Source organism: Salmonella sp. A1325 (assembly GCF_056991255.1).
Genome location: NZ_JAMLWO010000003.1, coordinates 147,015 through 162,676 on the forward strand (window position 1 = coordinate 147,015; position 15,662 = coordinate 162,676).

17 protein-coding genes and 1 pseudogene are annotated in these 15,662 nt (G+C 54.3%); 13 read left to right on the plus strand and 5 right to left on the minus strand.

Features of this window, described 5'->3' with window-relative positions; all coding sequences use genetic code 11:
- Positions 1 to 13 precede the first annotated feature (13 nt).
- From queA to NAZ64_RS07670, 7 genes are all read left to right on the plus strand, one after another.
- Positions 14 to 1,078, plus strand: a complete 1,065-nt coding sequence (gene queA / locus NAZ64_RS07640) for a tRNA preQ1(34) S-adenosylmethionine ribosyltransferase-isomerase QueA (RefSeq protein ID WP_001266530.1) — start codon at positions 14 to 16, stop codon at positions 1,076 to 1,078.
- A 196-nt stretch (positions 1,079 to 1,274) separates the two neighbouring features.
- A complete protein-coding gene (gene tgt / locus NAZ64_RS07645) occupies positions 1,275 to 2,402 on the plus strand; it encodes a tRNA guanosine(34) transglycosylase Tgt (protein WP_000667305.1) in 1,128 nt (375 codons plus the stop codon).
- Positions 2,403 to 2,424: 22 nt separating this feature from the next.
- Positions 2,425 to 2,757 (plus strand): preprotein translocase subunit YajC, encoded by a 333-nt coding sequence (gene yajC, locus NAZ64_RS07650; RefSeq protein ID WP_000007628.1) that lies wholly within the window; start codon positions 2,425 to 2,427, stop codon positions 2,755 to 2,757.
- 27 nt (positions 2,758 to 2,784) lie between these two features.
- Complete coding sequence (gene secD, locus NAZ64_RS07655) at positions 2,785 to 4,632, plus strand: protein translocase subunit SecD (protein WP_000934811.1); 1,848 nt, start codon at positions 2,785 to 2,787, stop codon at positions 4,630 to 4,632.
- A gap of 10 nt (positions 4,633 to 4,642) precedes the next feature.
- Positions 4,643 to 5,614 (plus strand): protein translocase subunit SecF, encoded by a 972-nt coding sequence (secF, locus tag NAZ64_RS07660; protein WP_000046629.1) that lies wholly within the window; start codon positions 4,643 to 4,645, stop codon positions 5,612 to 5,614.
- Positions 5,615 to 5,707: 93 nt separating this feature from the next.
- Positions 5,708 to 6,055 carry an HNH nuclease YajD gene (gene yajD, locus NAZ64_RS07665; RefSeq protein WP_000974818.1) on the plus strand — a complete coding sequence of 116 codons (348 nt, stop codon included), beginning with the start codon at positions 5,708 to 5,710 and terminating at the stop codon, positions 6,053 to 6,055.
- 438 nt (positions 6,056 to 6,493) lie between these two features.
- Positions 6,494 to 6,601 carry a type I toxin-antitoxin system toxin Ldr family protein gene (locus NAZ64_RS07670; RefSeq protein ID WP_000176312.1) on the plus strand — a complete coding sequence of 36 codons (108 nt, stop codon included), beginning with the start codon at positions 6,494 to 6,496 and terminating at the stop codon, positions 6,599 to 6,601.
- Between the two features lie 83 nt (positions 6,602 to 6,684).
- Here the strand turns inward: NAZ64_RS07670 and NAZ64_RS07675 are convergent, their stop codons facing one another.
- The gene (locus tag NAZ64_RS07675; RefSeq protein ID WP_000752021.1) at positions 6,685 to 7,548 is read right to left on the minus strand and encodes a nucleoside-specific channel-forming protein Tsx; all 864 of its coding nucleotides are present in this window, start codon (positions 7,546 to 7,548) and stop codon (positions 6,685 to 6,687) included.
- A 299-nt stretch (positions 7,549 to 7,847) separates the two neighbouring features.
- Positions 7,848 to 8,387 carry a SadB/YajI family lipoprotein gene (locus NAZ64_RS07680; protein ID WP_024797527.1) on the minus strand — a complete coding sequence of 180 codons (540 nt, stop codon included), beginning with the start codon at positions 8,385 to 8,387 and terminating at the stop codon, positions 7,848 to 7,850.
- Positions 8,388 to 8,538: 151 nt separating this feature from the next.
- Between NAZ64_RS07680 and nrdR the strand changes: the two genes are divergently transcribed.
- The 6 genes from nrdR (at position 8,539) to pgpA (ending at position 12,643) form a co-directional block, all read left to right on the plus strand.
- On the plus strand, positions 8,539 to 8,988 hold the full coding sequence (nrdR, locus tag NAZ64_RS07685; protein ID WP_000543533.1) for a transcriptional regulator NrdR: 450 nt from the start codon (positions 8,539 to 8,541) through the stop codon (positions 8,986 to 8,988).
- A gap of 3 nt (positions 8,989 to 8,991) precedes the next feature.
- A complete protein-coding gene (gene ribD, locus NAZ64_RS07690) occupies positions 8,992 to 10,095 on the plus strand; it encodes a bifunctional diaminohydroxyphosphoribosylaminopyrimidine deaminase/5-amino-6-(5-phosphoribosylamino)uracil reductase RibD (RefSeq protein WP_001150229.1) in 1,104 nt (367 codons plus the stop codon).
- An 88-nt stretch (positions 10,096 to 10,183) separates the two neighbouring features.
- Positions 10,184 to 10,654: a 6,7-dimethyl-8-ribityllumazine synthase gene (gene ribH / locus NAZ64_RS07695; RefSeq protein ID WP_001021372.1), complete on the plus strand. Its 471-nt coding sequence runs from the start codon at positions 10,184 to 10,186 to the stop codon at positions 10,652 to 10,654.
- Positions 10,655 to 10,674: 20 nt separating this feature from the next.
- Positions 10,675 to 11,094: a transcription antitermination factor NusB gene (gene nusB, locus NAZ64_RS07700; RefSeq protein ID WP_000801129.1), complete on the plus strand. Its 420-nt coding sequence runs from the start codon at positions 10,675 to 10,677 to the stop codon at positions 11,092 to 11,094.
- A 78-nt stretch (positions 11,095 to 11,172) separates the two neighbouring features.
- Entirely contained in the window at positions 11,173 to 12,150 is a 978-nt protein-coding gene (thiL, locus tag NAZ64_RS07705; RefSeq protein ID WP_023207506.1) for a thiamine-phosphate kinase, read from the plus strand.
- Positions 12,128 to 12,643 (plus strand): phosphatidylglycerophosphatase A, encoded by a 516-nt coding sequence (gene pgpA / locus NAZ64_RS07710; protein WP_000154063.1) that lies wholly within the window; start codon positions 12,128 to 12,130, stop codon positions 12,641 to 12,643. Before thiL ends, pgpA begins: the two co-directional genes overlap by 23 nt.
- Positions 12,644 to 12,647: 4 nt before the next feature.
- Here the strand turns inward: pgpA and NAZ64_RS07715 are convergent.
- The 3 genes and pseudogenes from NAZ64_RS07715 to dxs all read right to left on the minus strand — a co-directional run.
- Positions 12,648 to 12,739, minus strand: a pseudogene (locus NAZ64_RS07715) (hypothetical protein); the annotation flags it as partial.
- A 7-nt stretch (positions 12,740 to 12,746) separates the two neighbouring features.
- Positions 12,747 to 13,721: an aldo/keto reductase gene (locus tag NAZ64_RS07720; protein WP_220569379.1), complete on the minus strand. Its 975-nt coding sequence runs from the start codon at positions 13,719 to 13,721 to the stop codon at positions 12,747 to 12,749.
- A gap of 56 nt (positions 13,722 to 13,777) precedes the next feature.
- Positions 13,778 to 15,640: a 1-deoxy-D-xylulose-5-phosphate synthase gene (gene dxs / locus NAZ64_RS07725; protein ID WP_000006777.1), complete on the minus strand. Its 1,863-nt coding sequence runs from the start codon at positions 15,638 to 15,640 to the stop codon at positions 13,778 to 13,780.
- Positions 15,641 to 15,662 lie beyond the last annotated feature (22 nt).

Here is a 15,662-nt window from a genome sequence, read left to right on the forward strand (position 1 = left end):
CTGAGTCAGAGTCATGCGCGTTACCGATTTTTCCTTTGAACTACCCGAATCCCTGATTGCCCACTACCCACAGCCGGAACGCAGTCGCTGCCGTTTGCTGTCATTAGAGGGGCCGACGGGCGCGCTGACGCACGGTACTTTCACCGATCTGCTCGATAAGCTCAACCCTGGCGATTTGCTGGTCTTCAATAATACCCGCGTGATCCCGGCGCGGCTCTTTGGCCGTAAAGCCAGCGGCGGCAAGATAGAAGTGCTGGTCGAACGTATGCTCGATGATAAACGCATCCTGGCGCATATTCGCGCTTCTAAAGCGCCAAAACCGGGCACGGAACTGCTACTGGGCGACGACGAAAGTATTCACGCGACCATGACCGCGCGTCACGGCGCTCTGTTTGAAGTTGAGTTTAATGACCCGCGTCCGGTGCTGGATATTCTCAACGCCATCGGCCATATGCCGTTGCCGCCGTACATCGACCGTCCGGACGAGGACGCCGACCGCGAACTGTACCAGACGGTCTACAGTGAAAAACCGGGCGCCGTCGCCGCGCCGACCGCGGGGCTGCACTTTGATGAGCCGCTGCTGGCGGCGCTTCGTGAGAAAGGTGTCGAAATGGCGTTTGTTACGCTACACGTAGGCGCGGGCACTTTCCAGCCAGTGCGTGTCGATACCATTGAAGATCACATCATGCACTCCGAATATGCTGAGGTGCCGCAAGAGGTGGTCGACGCGGTGCTGGCGGCGAAAGCGCGCGGCAACCGGGTTATCGCCGTCGGCACGACCTCGGTACGCTCACTTGAGAGCGCGGCGCAGGCGGCAAAAAGCGATTTGATAGAGCCATTCTTCGGCGATACGCAAATCTTTATTTATCCAGGTTATCAATACAAAGTGATTGATGCGCTGATCACCAACTTCCATCTGCCGGAATCGACGTTGATTATGCTGGTTTCCGCATTTGCCGGTTATCAACACACCATGAATGCCTATAAGACTGCGGTAGAACAAAAATATCGCTTTTTTAGCTACGGGGACGCGATGTTTATCACGTACAATCCGCAGGCTATTTCTGAGCGTCCGTAAGAAGGCTATCTCACTTGCCATTTTGACGCCGGGCAGTGCTCGCCATCCTCACGTACTGCGTGTACGCTCCGGTGGTTGTGCGCTGGTCGACCCCAAACTGGCTGCGCCGATGACGCCTTCGGGAATTTATTAGCTATGGAATCATTCCGTAGCGAGTCGTTAAACGTCGGACTGTTTTTCTGACGCAGGAGTGATAATGAAATTTGAGTTAGATACCACCGATGGTCGCGCGCGTCGCGGTCGTCTGGTGTTTGATCGTGGCGTAGTGGAAACGCCAGCCTTTATGCCTGTGGGTACTTACGGTACCGTGAAAGGCATGACGCCGGAAGAAGTGGAAGCGACCGGCGCGCAGATTATTCTCGGCAACACTTTCCACCTGTGGCTGCGCCCGGGTCAGGAAATCATGAAGCTGCATGGCGATCTGCACGATTTTATGCAGTGGAAAGGGCCGATTCTCACCGATTCCGGCGGCTTCCAGGTCTTCAGCCTCGGCGATATTCGTAAGATTACCGAGCAAGGCGTGCACTTCCGTAACCCGATCAACGGCGATCCGATTTTCCTCGATCCGGAAAAGTCGATGGAGATCCAGTACGATCTCGGTTCCGATATCGTGATGATCTTTGATGAATGTACGCCGTATCCGGCAGACTGGGACTATGCTAAACGCTCGATGGAGATGTCGTTGCGTTGGGCGAAGCGTAGCCGCGACCGTTTTGATAGCCTTGGCAATAAGAATGCGCTTTTTGGCATCATTCAGGGCAGCGTTTACGAAGATTTACGCGATATCTCGGTGAAAGGTCTGGTAGAGATTGGCTTTGATGGCTACGCTGTCGGCGGTTTGGCTGTCGGTGAGCCGAAAGCAGATATGCACCGCATTCTGGAGCACGTTTGCCCGCAGATCCCGGCTGACAAACCGCGTTACCTGATGGGCGTGGGTAAACCGGAAGATCTGGTGGAAGGGGTGCGTCGCGGTATTGATATGTTTGACTGTGTCATGCCAACGCGAAATGCCCGTAATGGTCATCTGTTTGTGACCGACGGCGTGGTGAAGATTCGTAATGCAAAGCATAAAAGCGACACCAGCCCGCTTGACGCCGAGTGCGATTGCTACACCTGTCGCAATTATTCACGCGCTTACTTGCATCATCTCGACCGTTGCAACGAAATATTAGGTGCGCGTCTCAATACCATTCATAACTTGCGTTACTACCAGCGTTTGATGGCGGGTTTACGCAAGGCTATTGAAGAGGGTAAATTAGAGAGCTTCGTAACCGAGTTTTACCAACGTCAGGGGCGACCCGTTCCACCTTTGAACGTTGATTAATTTTAATAATGAGGGAATTTGAATGAGCTTTTTTATTTCTGATGCGGTAGCGGCAACAGGTGCTCCAGCGCAGGGCAGCCCGATGTCTCTGATTTTAATGCTGGTGGTGTTTGGTCTGATTTTCTATTTCATGATCCTGCGCCCGCAGCAGAAGCGCACCAAAGAGCACAAAAAGCTGATGGACTCCATTGCGAAAGGTGATGAAGTTCTGACGAATGGCGGTCTGGTCGGTCGAGTGACCAAAGTAGCGGAAGCCGGCTACATTGCCATCGCGCTGAATGACACCACGGAAGTGGTTATCAAACGTGACTTCGTAGCTGCCGTTCTGCCGAAAGGCACCATGAAGGCGCTGTAATATTTCGTTTTCCCAAAGGGAACTGCCGTGTTAAACCGTTATCCTTTGTGGAAGTACATCATGCTGGTCGTCGTGATTATCGTCGGCCTGCTTTACGCACTTCCCAACCTGTATGGTGAGGATCCGGCTGTTCAAATCACTGGCGTGCGCGGCGTCGCCGCCAGTGAGCAAACGCTGATCCAGGTCCAGAAAACGTTACAAGAAGAAAAAATTCCCGCTAAGTCTGTGGCACTGGAAGAGGGCGCTATTCTTGCGCGCTTCGACACCACCGATACCCAGCTACGCGCCCGTGAAGCGCTGATGAGCGTGCTGGGGGATAAATATGTCGTGGCGCTTAACCTTGCGCCGGCTACGCCGCGCTGGTTGGCGGCTATTCACGCCGATCCGATGAAGCTCGGTCTTGATCTGCGCGGCGGCGTTCACTTCCTGATGGAAGTGGATATGGATACCGCGTTAGGTAAACTCCAGGAACAAAATATCGATAGCCTGCGCAGCGATCTGCGTGAAAAAGGCATTCCTTATACCACCGTTCGTAAAGAAAATAATTATGGGCTGAGCATCACGTTCCGTGACAGCAAAGCGCGTGATGAGGCGATCGCCTATCTGACGCCGCGTCATCGTGACCTGGTGATTTCCAGCCAGAGCGGCAATCAACTTCGCGCGGTAATGACCGATGCGCGCCTGAGCGAAGCGCGCGAATACGCCGTTCAGCAGAACATTAATATTCTGCGTAACCGTGTTAACCAACTGGGCGTCGCGGAGCCAGTCGTACAGCGTCAGGGCGCAGACCGTATTGTGGTTGAGCTGCCGGGTATCCAGGATACCGCTCGCGCGAAAGAAATTCTCGGCGCGACCGCGACGCTGGAATTCCGTCTGGTGAATACCAACGTTGACCAGGCCGCTGCTGCTGCCGGGCGTGTACCGGGCGATTCCGAAGTGAAACAGACCCGCGAAGGTCAGCCGGTGGTATTGTACAAACGCGTGATCCTCACCGGCGACCATATCACCGACTCGACGTCCAGCCAGGATGAATATAACCAACCGCAGGTTAACATCTCGCTGGATAGCGCAGGCGGCAATATCATGTCTAACTTCACTAAGGACAATATCGGCAAACCGATGGCGACCCTGTTTGTGGAGTATAAAGACAGCGGTAAGAAAGACGCTAACGGTCGCGCCGTACTGGTGAAACAGGAAGAGGTGATTAACATTGCCAACATCCAGTCTCGGCTGGGTAACAGCTTCCGTATTACTGGTATCAGCAACCCGAACGAAGCGCGTCAGCTCTCGTTGCTGCTGCGTGCGGGCGCCCTGATTGCGCCGATTCAGATCGTTGAAGAGCGCACCATTGGCCCGACTCTGGGTATGCAGAACATCAAGCAGGGCCTGGAAGCCTGTCTGGCCGGTCTGGTGGTCTCCATCCTGTTCATGATCTTCTTCTATAAGAAGTTTGGTCTGATTGCGACCAGCGCGTTAGTGGCTAACCTGGTGTTGATTGTCGGTATCATGTCGCTGTTGCCGGGGGCAACGCTCAGTATGCCGGGGATTGCGGGTATCGTGTTAACCCTTGCGGTGGCGGTCGACGCCAACGTTCTGATTAACGAACGTATCAAAGAAGAGTTGAGTAATGGCCGCACGGTACAGCAGGCGATAAACGAAGGCTATGCCGGTGCGTTCAGTTCCATCTTCGATGCGAACATCACGACGCTGATTAAAGTCATCATTCTGTATGCTGTCGGTACCGGGGCAATTAAAGGGTTCGCGATTACGACCGGTATCGGTGTGGCGACGTCGATGTTTACCGCGATTATCGGTACGCGTGCTATCGTAAACCTGCTATATGGCGGCAAGCGCGTCACTAAGCTGTCAATCTGAGGAGTGCGATGTGGCACAGGAATACACTGTTGAACAACTAAACCACGGCCGTAAAGTCTATGACTTTATGCGCTGGGACTTCTGGGCATTCGGCATCTCCGGGCTGTTGCTGATCGCGGCCATTGTCATTATGGGCGTACGCGGGTTTAACTGGGGGCTGGATTTCACCGGTGGCACGGTAATTGAAATCACGCTGGAAAAACCGGCTGAAATGGACGTGATGCGCGAAGCGCTGCAAAAAGCGGGCTATGAAGAGCCGCAGTTGCAGAACTTTGGCAGCAGTCACGACATTATGGTGCGTATGCCGCCAACCGAAGGCGAAACCGGTGGTCAGGTGCTGGGTAGCAAAGTGGTGACGATCATTAATGAAGCCACCAACCAGAATGCGGCCGTGAAGCGTATTGAATTCGTGGGGCCAAGCGTGGGCGCCGATCTGGCGCAAACCGGCGCTATGGCGCTGCTGGTGGCGTTGATCTCTATCCTCGTTTATGTCGGTTTCCGCTTTGAGTGGCGACTGGCGGCAGGGGTGGTCATCGCGCTGGCGCACGACGTGATCATTACGCTGGGGATACTGTCGCTTTTCCATATCGAGATTGACCTGACCATTGTGGCATCGTTGATGTCGGTGATCGGTTACTCGCTGAACGACAGTATCGTGGTCTCCGACCGTATTCGTGAAAACTTCCGCAAAATCCGTCGCGGGACGCCTTACGAAATCTTTAACGTGTCGCTGACCCAGACGCTACACCGTACGTTGATTACCTCCGGTACGACGTTAGTGGTAATTCTGATGCTGTACCTCTTCGGCGGTCCGGTACTGGAAGGCTTCTCGCTGACGATGCTGATCGGTGTCTCTATTGGTACGGCATCTTCTATCTATGTCGCATCGGCGCTGGCGCTGAAACTCGGTATGAAGCGCGAGCATATGCTGCAGCAGAAAGTCGAAAAAGAAGGGGCGGATCAGCCGTCCATTCTGCCGTAAGCTGGCGTTAACATGACTGAAAAAAGCCGCAACATCGCAGGGTGCTGCGGCTTTTTATTATCCAGAATAAACTCGATTGCATGAGGAACTATCATGGCTATCATCCCAAAAAACTACGCGCGCCTGGAAAGCGGCTATCGTGAAAAAGCGCTGAAGCTGTTTCCGTGGGTGTGCGGACGTTGTTCCCGTGAGTTTGTGTATTCAAATCTGCGTGAGCTGACGGTGCATCATATCGATCATGACCACACCAATAATCCGGAAGACGGCAGCAACTGGGAGCTATTGTGCCTCTACTGCCACGATCACGAGCATTCCAAATATACCGAAGCCGATCAGTACGGTTCGACGGTCATTGCCGGGGAAGATGCGCAAAAAGATGTCGGCGAGGCGACTTATAACCCGTTTGCCGATCTGAAAGCGATGATGAACAAAAAGAAATAAGCAGGCTGCTGACAAAGTTGTTGGTGCTGTTGAATGTTAGGTTACGCTTCGCTCCACCCAACGGAATCCGCAATATAAATGAACTATTGGTTTTCGTAGATCGGATGCAATCCGACATTTTTTCAGCCCCGGAGTTTGTCGCCAGCCCCCAAACGTCCTGTAACGCATACATTGTCACTGGAATCCCGATCGCAAGGTTGGGATTTTTTTGTTTTTAAGTCCTGCCGATACTGGCGAGCAGAGTAGAATCAGCGGTAAGCCGGGGCAACCCGGTGAGGCGCAATGTTGCGGGGGCTTGATCCCCGGTGGCCTTGTCGCTGGAAAGAGAAAACCCCCGCACATTGTTCGGTATTCACCGGCAACATTACGGGGGCTAACTTGACCCTAGACAAGTTGAGGATAGCCGCGAACCGTTGCCATTGCAACAAAGGCGGCAATATGACGCTCACAGAGTTGAGCATTACTATCTGGCACGATCTGGCGGCACCAACGCTGGTCGGGATTGCGACAGGTCTGTTTTTAGGCTGGTGGCATCGCCGGAAGTAATGTGAAGTGGGCGCGACTCGCCGCCGCATGGCAGCATGCGCCCGAAACGGGCCAGAGGGCGACCTCTGGCCTTTTTTGCAGGTTTAGAAGTTGTAACCCACGACCAGGTAGCCGCCCCAGCCGGTAGATTTCGCGCTGAAATCGCCGTCGCCCCAGTTCAGTTTTGCGCCATTCTGCCACTGTCCGCCGTTATGGAAGTAACGCGCAACGACCGAGTAGTGCCAGTGATCGTAGTTCAGCGCCAGGATATGGCTGGAAGCGATGGAGTTGCTGGTACGGTTCGGATCGTCGCCTAAATCAGATCCCCAGTCAAAGTTGGTAAAGCCGATATAGCTCAGTTTACCGCCCCACAGATCGGTGATGGGGACGAAGTATTTCACTTTGAAACGGTAGCCGTCCCATTCGTTTTCATTGGACGCGCCGTAGTTTTGCCACTGATATTTCGCATACACGTTCAGCGACAGGCCCATCGGCAGGCCGGTGTCGATATCGGTCCCCAGACCCATATACCACGTGCTCTGGCGGCTGGCTTTGTTATCGCCCATATCGTAGATGTAGTTGTTGGCGAAATACCACTCTTTAAACGGGCCGAAGCTCAGGTCTGCGCCGGTCAGCTTATCAATCGAGAAACGCGGTTCTATTTCCATGAACAGCGGAGAACCGTCGGACCAGATACCTTTATCGTTGCCGTTACCCCAATCAAAGGTTTTGGGAATATCGATATAGCCGTAGAAATCAAACCAGTCTTTTTTGGCAAATGCTTCATATTCCAGATAGACGTCGTTGTTCAATTTCGGCGAGAAACGGGTATGGTAGCTGCCTACCACGTTTACGCTCTGGTGCCACCAGTCGGACAAATACTGCGGCTGATCATTTTCTGCTGCGTTAGCAGTAAAAGATGAGGTGAGCGCCAGCGCTGCGCTGACTGCGAGTAAAGTTTTTTTCATATGTATGCCACTGTTTGAAATCCCTTACGGGAGTGAAAAGAACGCAATTTGCGTTTCTAAATATTTCGTGTTTCTGCGGAGCCTATTATAAAAATCATTGCTCACAAAAATATGTCTTGTTTCACATATCTATCATTTACGTAATCGATTGCGTTCACGTTTGCGCATTTTAGGTGCGGCGACAGTACTGTCTTTCATGAATATTACCAATCTATGTCATAAATGACGAAAATGTCAGTAGGGCAACAAAAGTCGCGCGGGGGATGTTGCGGAACGCACAAAACGCTCCGCCAGAACGTTTATTGATTAACAGGCTGAATATCATGGATGCGAATGAAGCCTAACTGCGCCGGAGTGATCCCCTTCAACGGTAACGAAATATTGACATCACTGGGCGCCAGCAAGCTGGCAGGGGCATTTACCAGAAGGCTCTGTGCATTCACCTCCTGATAGTTCTCCGTAGTGCCCTGAATTTGCCCGTACTCTACGGTAGCGCTGAATGCCGGCAGCGGATCGCGGGACTCGCCCTGAATGCGTAACGTTGCGTGAGCGCCGTCTGCGTCAGGCGTAATCTCCAGCAATGTCATACGTAGCGTACCGATCTGACTCTCCAGCCGGGCAGGCGTATTGGCGCCAGGCAACAAATAGACGCCGCGGGTTGACTCCGCATTCAGCTTATTTTGTTGGGTAATTTTTACCGTTTCCTGATTCAGTTGGGTCATCTCTTTATTCAGGGTGCTAATGCTTTGATGCATCTGGCGAACTTCGCTCTGCGGCGCGCAGGCGGTCAGGCTCAAGAGACTTCCCACCAGGAGAATTCTTAGGTAACGTCTTGTCATGTCGATCATTTCCTTCGTGGTCCGATAGCGTAATGGTAGTGCGCTATACGCACAAAGGCACCGATCCTTTATCTCAAAAGCGCTCCGCCTTTGTTGTCGCGCCAGTTCAGGGTAAAATAGCGTTTTCTAAATCATCTGGTCAGGACGCCGTATGCATTGCCCATTTTGTTTCGCCGTAGATACCAAAGTCATTGACTCTCGTCTTGTAGGCGAGGGCTCGTCCGTGCGCCGCCGTCGGCAGTGTCTGGTGTGTAATGAACGCTTTACGACCTTTGAAGTGGCTGAACTGGTCATGCCGCGCGTGATAAAAAGCAACGATGTGCGCGAACCCTTTAATGAGGATAAGCTGCGTAGCGGCATGTTGAGAGCGCTGGAAAAAAGACCCGTCAGCGCAGATGATGTTGAAATGGCATTGAACCATATTAAGTCACAATTACGTGCCACTGGGGAGCGTGAAGTTCCCAGCAAGATGATTGGCAACCTGGTCATGGAGCAGCTGAAAAAACTCGATAAAGTCGCGTATATTCGCTTTGCCTCCGTCTATCGCAGTTTCGAAGATATCAAAGACTTTGGCGAAGAAATCGCTCGCCTACAGGACTAAGCCATGCAGGATGAATTTTACATGGCGCGAGCGCTAAAACTGGCGCAGCGTGGGCGTTTCACCACTCACCCGAACCCTAATGTCGGCTGTGTCATTGTTAACAATGGCGACATCGTCGGCGAAGGTTATCACCAGCGCGCCGGAGAGCCGCACGCCGAGGTCCATGCGCTGCGGATGGCGGGCGCAAAAGCCAAAGGCGCAACCGCCTATGTCACGCTTGAACCCTGTAGCCATCATGGGCGAACGCCGCCATGTTGCGATGCGCTGATTGCGGCCGGCGTCGCGCGCGTGGTCGCCGCGATGCAGGACCCAAATCCACAGGTCGCCGGGCGCGGGCTGTATCGCCTGCAACAGGCGGGTATTGCGGTCAGCCACGGGTTAATGATGAGTGAAGCGGAGGCGCTCAATAAAGGCTTCCTCAAGCGGATGCGTACCGGATTCCCTTATCTTCAGCTTAAACTGGGCGCCTCCGTGGATGGACGGACGGCGATGGCCAGCGGCGAAAGCCAGTGGATCACCTCGCCGCAGGCCCGGCGCGACGTTCAGCGCTTGCGTGCGCAAAGTCACGCTATCTTAACCAGTAGCGCGACGGTATTGGCTGACGATCCGGCCTTGACGGTGCGTTGGGCGGAGTTAGATGCCTCTACGCAGGCGTCTTACCCGCAGGAAAATCTGCGCCAGCCGGTGCGAATTGTTATCGACAGCCAAAACCGGGTAACGCCTGCGCATCGTATTGTGCAGCAGCCTGGCGAAACGTGGATCGCGCGTACCCAAGAAGATAGCCGCGCGTGGCCCGATTCGGTTCGTACTATCAGCGTGCCGGCGCACAACGGACATTTGGATCTGGTTGTGCTGATGATGCAGTTAGGCAGGCAGCAGATTAATAGCATATGGGTTGAAGCCGGACCGGGACTGGCGGGCGCGTTGCTGCAAGCCGGGCTGGTGGATGAACTGATTGTCTATGTCGCGCCTAAATTGTTGGGAACCCAGGCGCGGGGATTATGCGAATTGCCGGGGCTTGAGAAGCTCGCCGACGCGCCGCAATTTACCTTCAGCGAAATACGTCATGTCGGCCCGGATGTTTGCCTGCATATGGTGAGCGCATGAGTTCTCCCGTCGAAAGGGGAGCAGCGCTCAAATTATTATGATAAAATCCGCCCCCCTGCGGGGCCAAATGAACCCTGGAAGAGAGAATATGAACATTATTAAAGCTAACGTTGCAGCCCCTGACGCTCGTGTCGCCATCACTATTGCGCGTTTCAATCAGTTTATCAACGACAGCCTGCTGGATGGCGCGGTTGATGCCCTGACGCGTATTGGTCAGGTAAAAGATGATAATATTACCGTAGTGTGGGTGCCTGGCGCCTATGAACTGCCGCTGGCGACCGAAGCGCTGGCGAAAAGCGGTAAATATGACGCCGTGGTTGCGCTGGGAACCGTGATTCGCGGGGGGACTGCGCACTTTGAATATGTGGCAGGCGGCGCCAGCAATGGCCTGGCAAGCGTTGCCCAGGACAGTGGCGTGCCGGTAGCCTTTGGTGTTCTGACCACCGAGAGTATTGAACAAGCCATCGAACGTGCTGGTACAAAAGCCGGTAATAAAGGCGCAGAAGCTGCGCTGACCGCGCTTGAAATGATTAATGTATTGAAAGCCATTAAGGCCTGATTTTTTGTAAGGGGAATTCCGTGAAACCTGCTGCTCGTCGCCGCGCCCGTGAGTGTGCCGTCCAGGCGCTTTACTCCTGGCAGTTGTCCCAGAACGACATCGCTGATGTTGAATACCAGTTCCTGGCGGAACAGGACGTAAAAGACGTCGACGTTCTCTATTTCCGTGAACTGCTATCCGGGGTGGCGACTAACAGCGCGTACCTGGATGGTTTAATGAAACCGTATCTGTCCCGCCTGCTTGAAGAGCTGGGACAGGTTGAAAAAGCCGTGCTGCGTATTGCGTTGTTTGAGCTGTCAAAACGCAGCGATGTGCCTTATAAAGTGGCCATCAACGAAGCGATTGAACTGGCGAAAACCTTTGGCGCTGAAGACAGCCACAAATTCGTCAACGGCGTACTGGATAAAGCAGCTCCGGTGATTCGTCCCAACAAAAAGTGATTCACAGGCCGGAAAGATAGCGGGCGATCGATACCCGCCGTCTCCGGCCTTTTCTTTTTTTCTGCTGAGGCATAACGTATGGCATGTGGCGAGTTTTCCCTGATTGCCCGTTATTTTGACCGTGTAAGAAGCTCTCGTCTTGATGTTGAAACCGGTATTGGCGACGATTGCGCGCTCCTGAATATTCCTGAAAAGCAGACCCTGGCGATCAGTACCGATACGCTGGTGGCGGGCAACCACTTCCTCCCCAATATCGATCCTGCCGATCTGGCTTATAAAGCGTTGGCGGTGAATTTAAGCGATCTGGCCGCGATGGGCGCCGATCCGGCCTGGTTAACGCTGGCGTTAACGTTGCCGGAAGTGGATGAGGCGTGGTTGGAGGCTTTTAGCGACAGTCTGTTTGCGCTATTGAATTACTACGATATGCAGCTCATTGGCGGCGACACCACGCGTGGACCGCTGTCGATGACGCTGGGTATCCACGGTTATATCCCGGCAGGGCGCGCGCTCAAGCGATCTGGCGCGAAGCCGGGCGACTGGATTTATGTCACCGGTACGCCGGGCGACAGCGCTGCCGGGCTGGCGGTTTTGCAAAACCGGCTACAGGTGTCGGAGGAGACAGACGCTCACTATTTAATTCAACGGCATTTACGCCCGACGCCGCGTATTTTACACGGCCAGGCGCTGCGTGATATCGCCAGCGCGGCTATCGATCTTTCCGATGGTTTGATTTCCGATCTGGGGCATATCGTCAAGGCCAGCGGCTGTGGGGCAAGAGTAGATGTTGATGCGCTGCCAAAATCCGATGCGATGATGCGCCATGTTGATGACGGGCAGGCGCTGCGTTGGGCGCTTTCCGGCGGCGAAGACTATGAGCTGTGCTTTACGGTGCCGGAACTGAACCGTGGCGCGCTGGATGTCGCCATTGGTCAACTGGGTGTTCCCTTTACCTGCATAGGTCAAATGAGCGCAGATATTGAAGGGCTGAATTTTGTACGTGACGGAATGCCTGTCACCTTTGACTGGAAAGGATATGACCATTTTGCCACGCCATAAAGATGTTGCGAAAAGCCGCCTGAATTTGCGCAATCCGTGGCACCTGCTCGCTACCGGCTTTGGCAGCGGGCTGAGCCCCGTGGTGCCGGGCACGATGGGCTCGCTGGCGGCGATCCCCTTCTGGTATTTGATGACGTTTCTGCCGTGGCAGCTTTATTCGCTGGTCGTGATGTTTGGGATCTGCATTGGCGTTTATCTTTGCCATCAGACGGCGAAAGATATGGGCGTACACGACCACGGCAGTATTGTCTGGGATGAATTTATCGGTATGTGGATAACGCTGATGGCGTTGCCGACGACGGACTGGCAGTGGGTGGCTGCCGGGTTCGTTATTTTCCGCATTCTGGATATGTGGAAACCCTGGCCGATCCGTTGGTTTGATCGCAACGTGCACGGCGGCATGGGGATTATGATCGATGATATCGTCGCCGGGGTGATATCCGCCGGCATACTGTATTTTATCGGTCATCACTGGCCGCTCGGTATTATTTAAAGGGTTTGCCGGATGGCGGCGTAAATGCCTTATCCGGCCTACCCCCGAACAATATGTCGATTTCGCAGGCCCGATAAGCGCCGCGCCATCGGGCAATGGCAGATTATTTAAATCCCACCACCGGATGCTGTTTGTACGGCGTTTCGAGTTCGGCAATCTGCTCCGGTTTGAGCGTTAAATCAACGGCATTCAGCAACTCATCTAACTGCTCTTCACGCGAAGTGCCGATAATCGGCGCGGCGACGCCTCGTTTACTGAGTAGCCAGGCCATCGCAACCTGCGCTCGCGTTGCGCCAAGCGCCTCGCTGACGCCAGCCAGCCGTTCCGCTATTTGCGCATCATTTTTATCGCTTTCAGCGTATAAATTTTTACCCACGTCATCCGAGACCAGCCGGGCCGTGGTTTCTCCCCAGGGGCGAGTTAAGCGCCCGCGCGCCAGCGGACTCCACGGAATCACGGCGACGCCTTCCTGCCAGCACAGCGGTAGCATCTCACGCTCTTCCTCGCGGTAGATCAGGTTATAGTGATCCTGCATGGTGACAAACGGCGCCCAGCCGTGTTGTTTTTGTAGCGCCAGCGCCTGGGCAAATTGTGAGGCGTGCATTGAGGAAGCGCCGATATAGCGGGCTTTACCCGCCTTCACCACGTCGTTTAGCGCTTCCAGAGTTTCTTCTATCGGTGTGGTGTAATCCCAGCGGTGGATTTGCAGGATATCGACATACTCCATTCCCAGACGGGTGAGGCTATCGTCAATAGAGCGCAGGATTTGCGCGCGGGACAATCCTTCCGGCAGATCGCCGACGCGATGGAAGACTTTCGTCGCTACCACCACCTCGTCGCGCCGGGCGAAATCACGCAGCGCGCGGCCGACAATCTCTTCGCTGCTGCCGTCGGAGTAGCTGTTGGCGGTATCAAAAAAGTTAATGCCGCCCTCAAGGGCGCGCTTGATGATGGGACGGCTGCTCTCTTCGGGAAGCGTCCAGGCGTGATTGCCGCGACTCGGCTCGCCGAATGTCATGCAGCCCAGACAAAGGCGGGATACCCGAAGATCTGTATTTCCTAACGTGTTGTATTGCATGACTCCGCTCCTGTTATACCCGTCACTCTTCAAGCATAGCAGGAGCAAAGAGGGGATTATGCCAGCCAGGCCTTGATTTTGGCTTCAATGCCTGCGGCGTCGAGCCCCAGTTCCGCGCGGGCTTCTTCCTGCGTTCCTTGCGGGATAAAGAAATCCGGAAGACCGATATTCAGCACAGGTACAGGTTTACGATGGGCCATTAGCACTTCGTTTACGCCGCTGCCAGCGCCGCCCATAATGGCGTTTTCTTCCAGCGTCACCAGCGCGTCATGCTGCGCGGCCATCTCCAGAATTAACGTGTCGTCCAGCGGCTTAACAAAGCGCATGTCGACCAGCGTGGCGTTCAGCGCTTCGGCAACTTTCGCCGCCTCAGGCATTAAGGTGCCAAAGTTCAGAATCGCCAGTTTTTCGCCATGACGCTTCACAAGGCCTTTACCAATAGGCAGTTTTTCCAGCGGGGTTAGCGCCACGCCCTGCGCATTACCGCGTGGATAACGTACTGCCGTCGGGCCGTCGTTATAGTGATACCCGGTAAATAACATCTGGCGACATTCGTTTTCGTCGCTTGGCGTCATGATCACCATATCCGGGATGCAGCGCAGATAGGAGAGATCGAACGCGCCCTGGTGTGTTTGTCCATCCGCGCCAACGATACCGGCGCGATCGATGGCGAACATGACCGGCAGTTTCTGGATAGCGACGTCATGGATGACCTGATCGTAGGCGCGTTGCAGGAAAGTAGAGTAGATTGCCACGACGGGCTTATAGCCGCCAATCGCCAGACCTGCGGCGAAGGTGACGGCATGCTGCTCGGCGATGGCGACGTCGAAATAGCGATCCGGGAATTTACGTGAAAATTCCACCATGCCGGAACCTTCGCGCATTGCCGGGGTGATCGCCATCAGCTTGCTGTCTTTGGCGGCGGTTTCACACAGCCAGTCACCGAAGATTTTTGAATAACCTGGCAGACCGCCGCTGCTTTTCGGCAAACATCCGCTGGAAGGATCAAATTTAGGCACCGCATGGAAAGTGATCGGATCTTTTTCCGCGGGCTCATAGCCGCGGCCTTTCTTGGTCATGATATGCAGGAACTGCGGGCCTTTCAGGTCGCGCATGTTCTTCAATGTGCTGATAAGCCCCATGACATCGTGACCATCGACCGGCCCGATGTAGTTAAAGCCCAGCTCTTCGAACAGTGTTCCCGGCACAACCATGCCTTTAATATGTTCTTCGGTACGCTTGAGCAGTTCTTTAATTGGCGGTACGCCGGAGAAGACCTTTTTTCCGCCTTCGCGCAGAGAAGAGTAAAGCTTACCGGAAAGTAGCTGCGCCAGATGGTTGTTGAGCGCGCCGACGTTTTCCGAAATCGACATTTCATTGTCGTTCAGAATGACCAGCATGTCGGGCCGGATATCGCCTGCGTGATTCATTGCTTCAAACGCCATACCGGCGGTGATGGCGCCGTCGCCAATCACACAGACGGTGCGGCGATCTTTGCCTTCTTTCTCCGCCGCTACGGCAATACCGATACCGGCGCTGATGGAGGTGGAGGAATGCCCAACGCTCAGCACATCGTATTCGCTTTCTCCGCGCCACGGGAACGGATGCAGACCGCCTTTCTGGCGAATGGTGCCGATTTTGTCGCGACGACCGGTAAGGATTTTATGTGGATAAGCCTGGTGTCCAACATCCCAGATTAGCTGGTCAAACGGGGTGTTGTAGACATAATGCAGCGCCACGGTAAGTTCTACCGTGCCCAGCCCGGAAGCGAAGTGCCCGCTGGAACGGCTTACGCTGTCGAGTAAGTAGCGGCGTAGCTCGTCGCAGAGTTTCGGCAGACTCTCTTTCGGTAACAGTCGTAACTCCTGGGTGGAGTCGACCAATGCCAGGGTAGGGTATTTGGCTATATCAAAACTCATCGCAAGCTCATTGGATATGGGG

Excerpts from the sequence above, each read along its gene's own strand:
- yajC (WP_000007628.1), top strand. The coding sequence starts at position 2,425 with ATGAGCTTTTTTATTTCTGATGCGGTAGCGGCAACAGGTGCTCCAGCG.
- ribH (WP_001021372.1), top strand. The coding sequence starts at position 10,184 with ATGAACATTATTAAAGCTAACGTTGCAGCCCCTGACGCTCGTGTCGCC.
- NAZ64_RS07670 (WP_000176312.1), top strand. The coding sequence starts at position 6,494 with ATGACGCTCACAGAGTTGAGCATTACTATCTGGCACGATCTGGCGGCA.
- queA (WP_001266530.1), top strand. The coding sequence starts at position 14 with ATGCGCGTTACCGATTTTTCCTTTGAACTACCCGAATCCCTGATTGCC.
- thiL (WP_023207506.1), top strand. The coding sequence starts at position 11,173 with ATGGCATGTGGCGAGTTTTCCCTGATTGCCCGTTATTTTGACCGTGTA.
- NAZ64_RS07720 (WP_220569379.1), bottom strand. The coding sequence starts at position 13,721 with ATGCAATACAACACGTTAGGAAATACAGATCTTCGGGTATCCCGCCTT.
- nrdR (WP_000543533.1), top strand. The coding sequence starts at position 8,539 with ATGCATTGCCCATTTTGTTTCGCCGTAGATACCAAAGTCATTGACTCT.
- yajD (WP_000974818.1), top strand. The coding sequence starts at position 5,708 with ATGGCTATCATCCCAAAAAACTACGCGCGCCTGGAAAGCGGCTATCGT.
- tgt (WP_000667305.1), top strand. The coding sequence starts at position 1,275 with ATGAAATTTGAGTTAGATACCACCGATGGTCGCGCGCGTCGCGGTCGT.
- dxs (WP_000006777.1), bottom strand. The coding sequence starts at position 15,640 with ATGAGTTTTGATATAGCCAAATACCCTACCCTGGCATTGGTCGACTCC.
- NAZ64_RS07680 (WP_024797527.1), bottom strand. The coding sequence starts at position 8,387 with ATGACAAGACGTTACCTAAGAATTCTCCTGGTGGGAAGTCTCTTGAGC.
- ribD (WP_001150229.1), top strand. The coding sequence starts at position 8,992 with ATGCAGGATGAATTTTACATGGCGCGAGCGCTAAAACTGGCGCAGCGT.
- NAZ64_RS07675 (WP_000752021.1), bottom strand. The coding sequence starts at position 7,548 with ATGAAAAAAACTTTACTCGCAGTCAGCGCAGCGCTGGCGCTCACCTCA.
- pgpA (WP_000154063.1), top strand. The coding sequence starts at position 12,128 with ATGACCATTTTGCCACGCCATAAAGATGTTGCGAAAAGCCGCCTGAAT.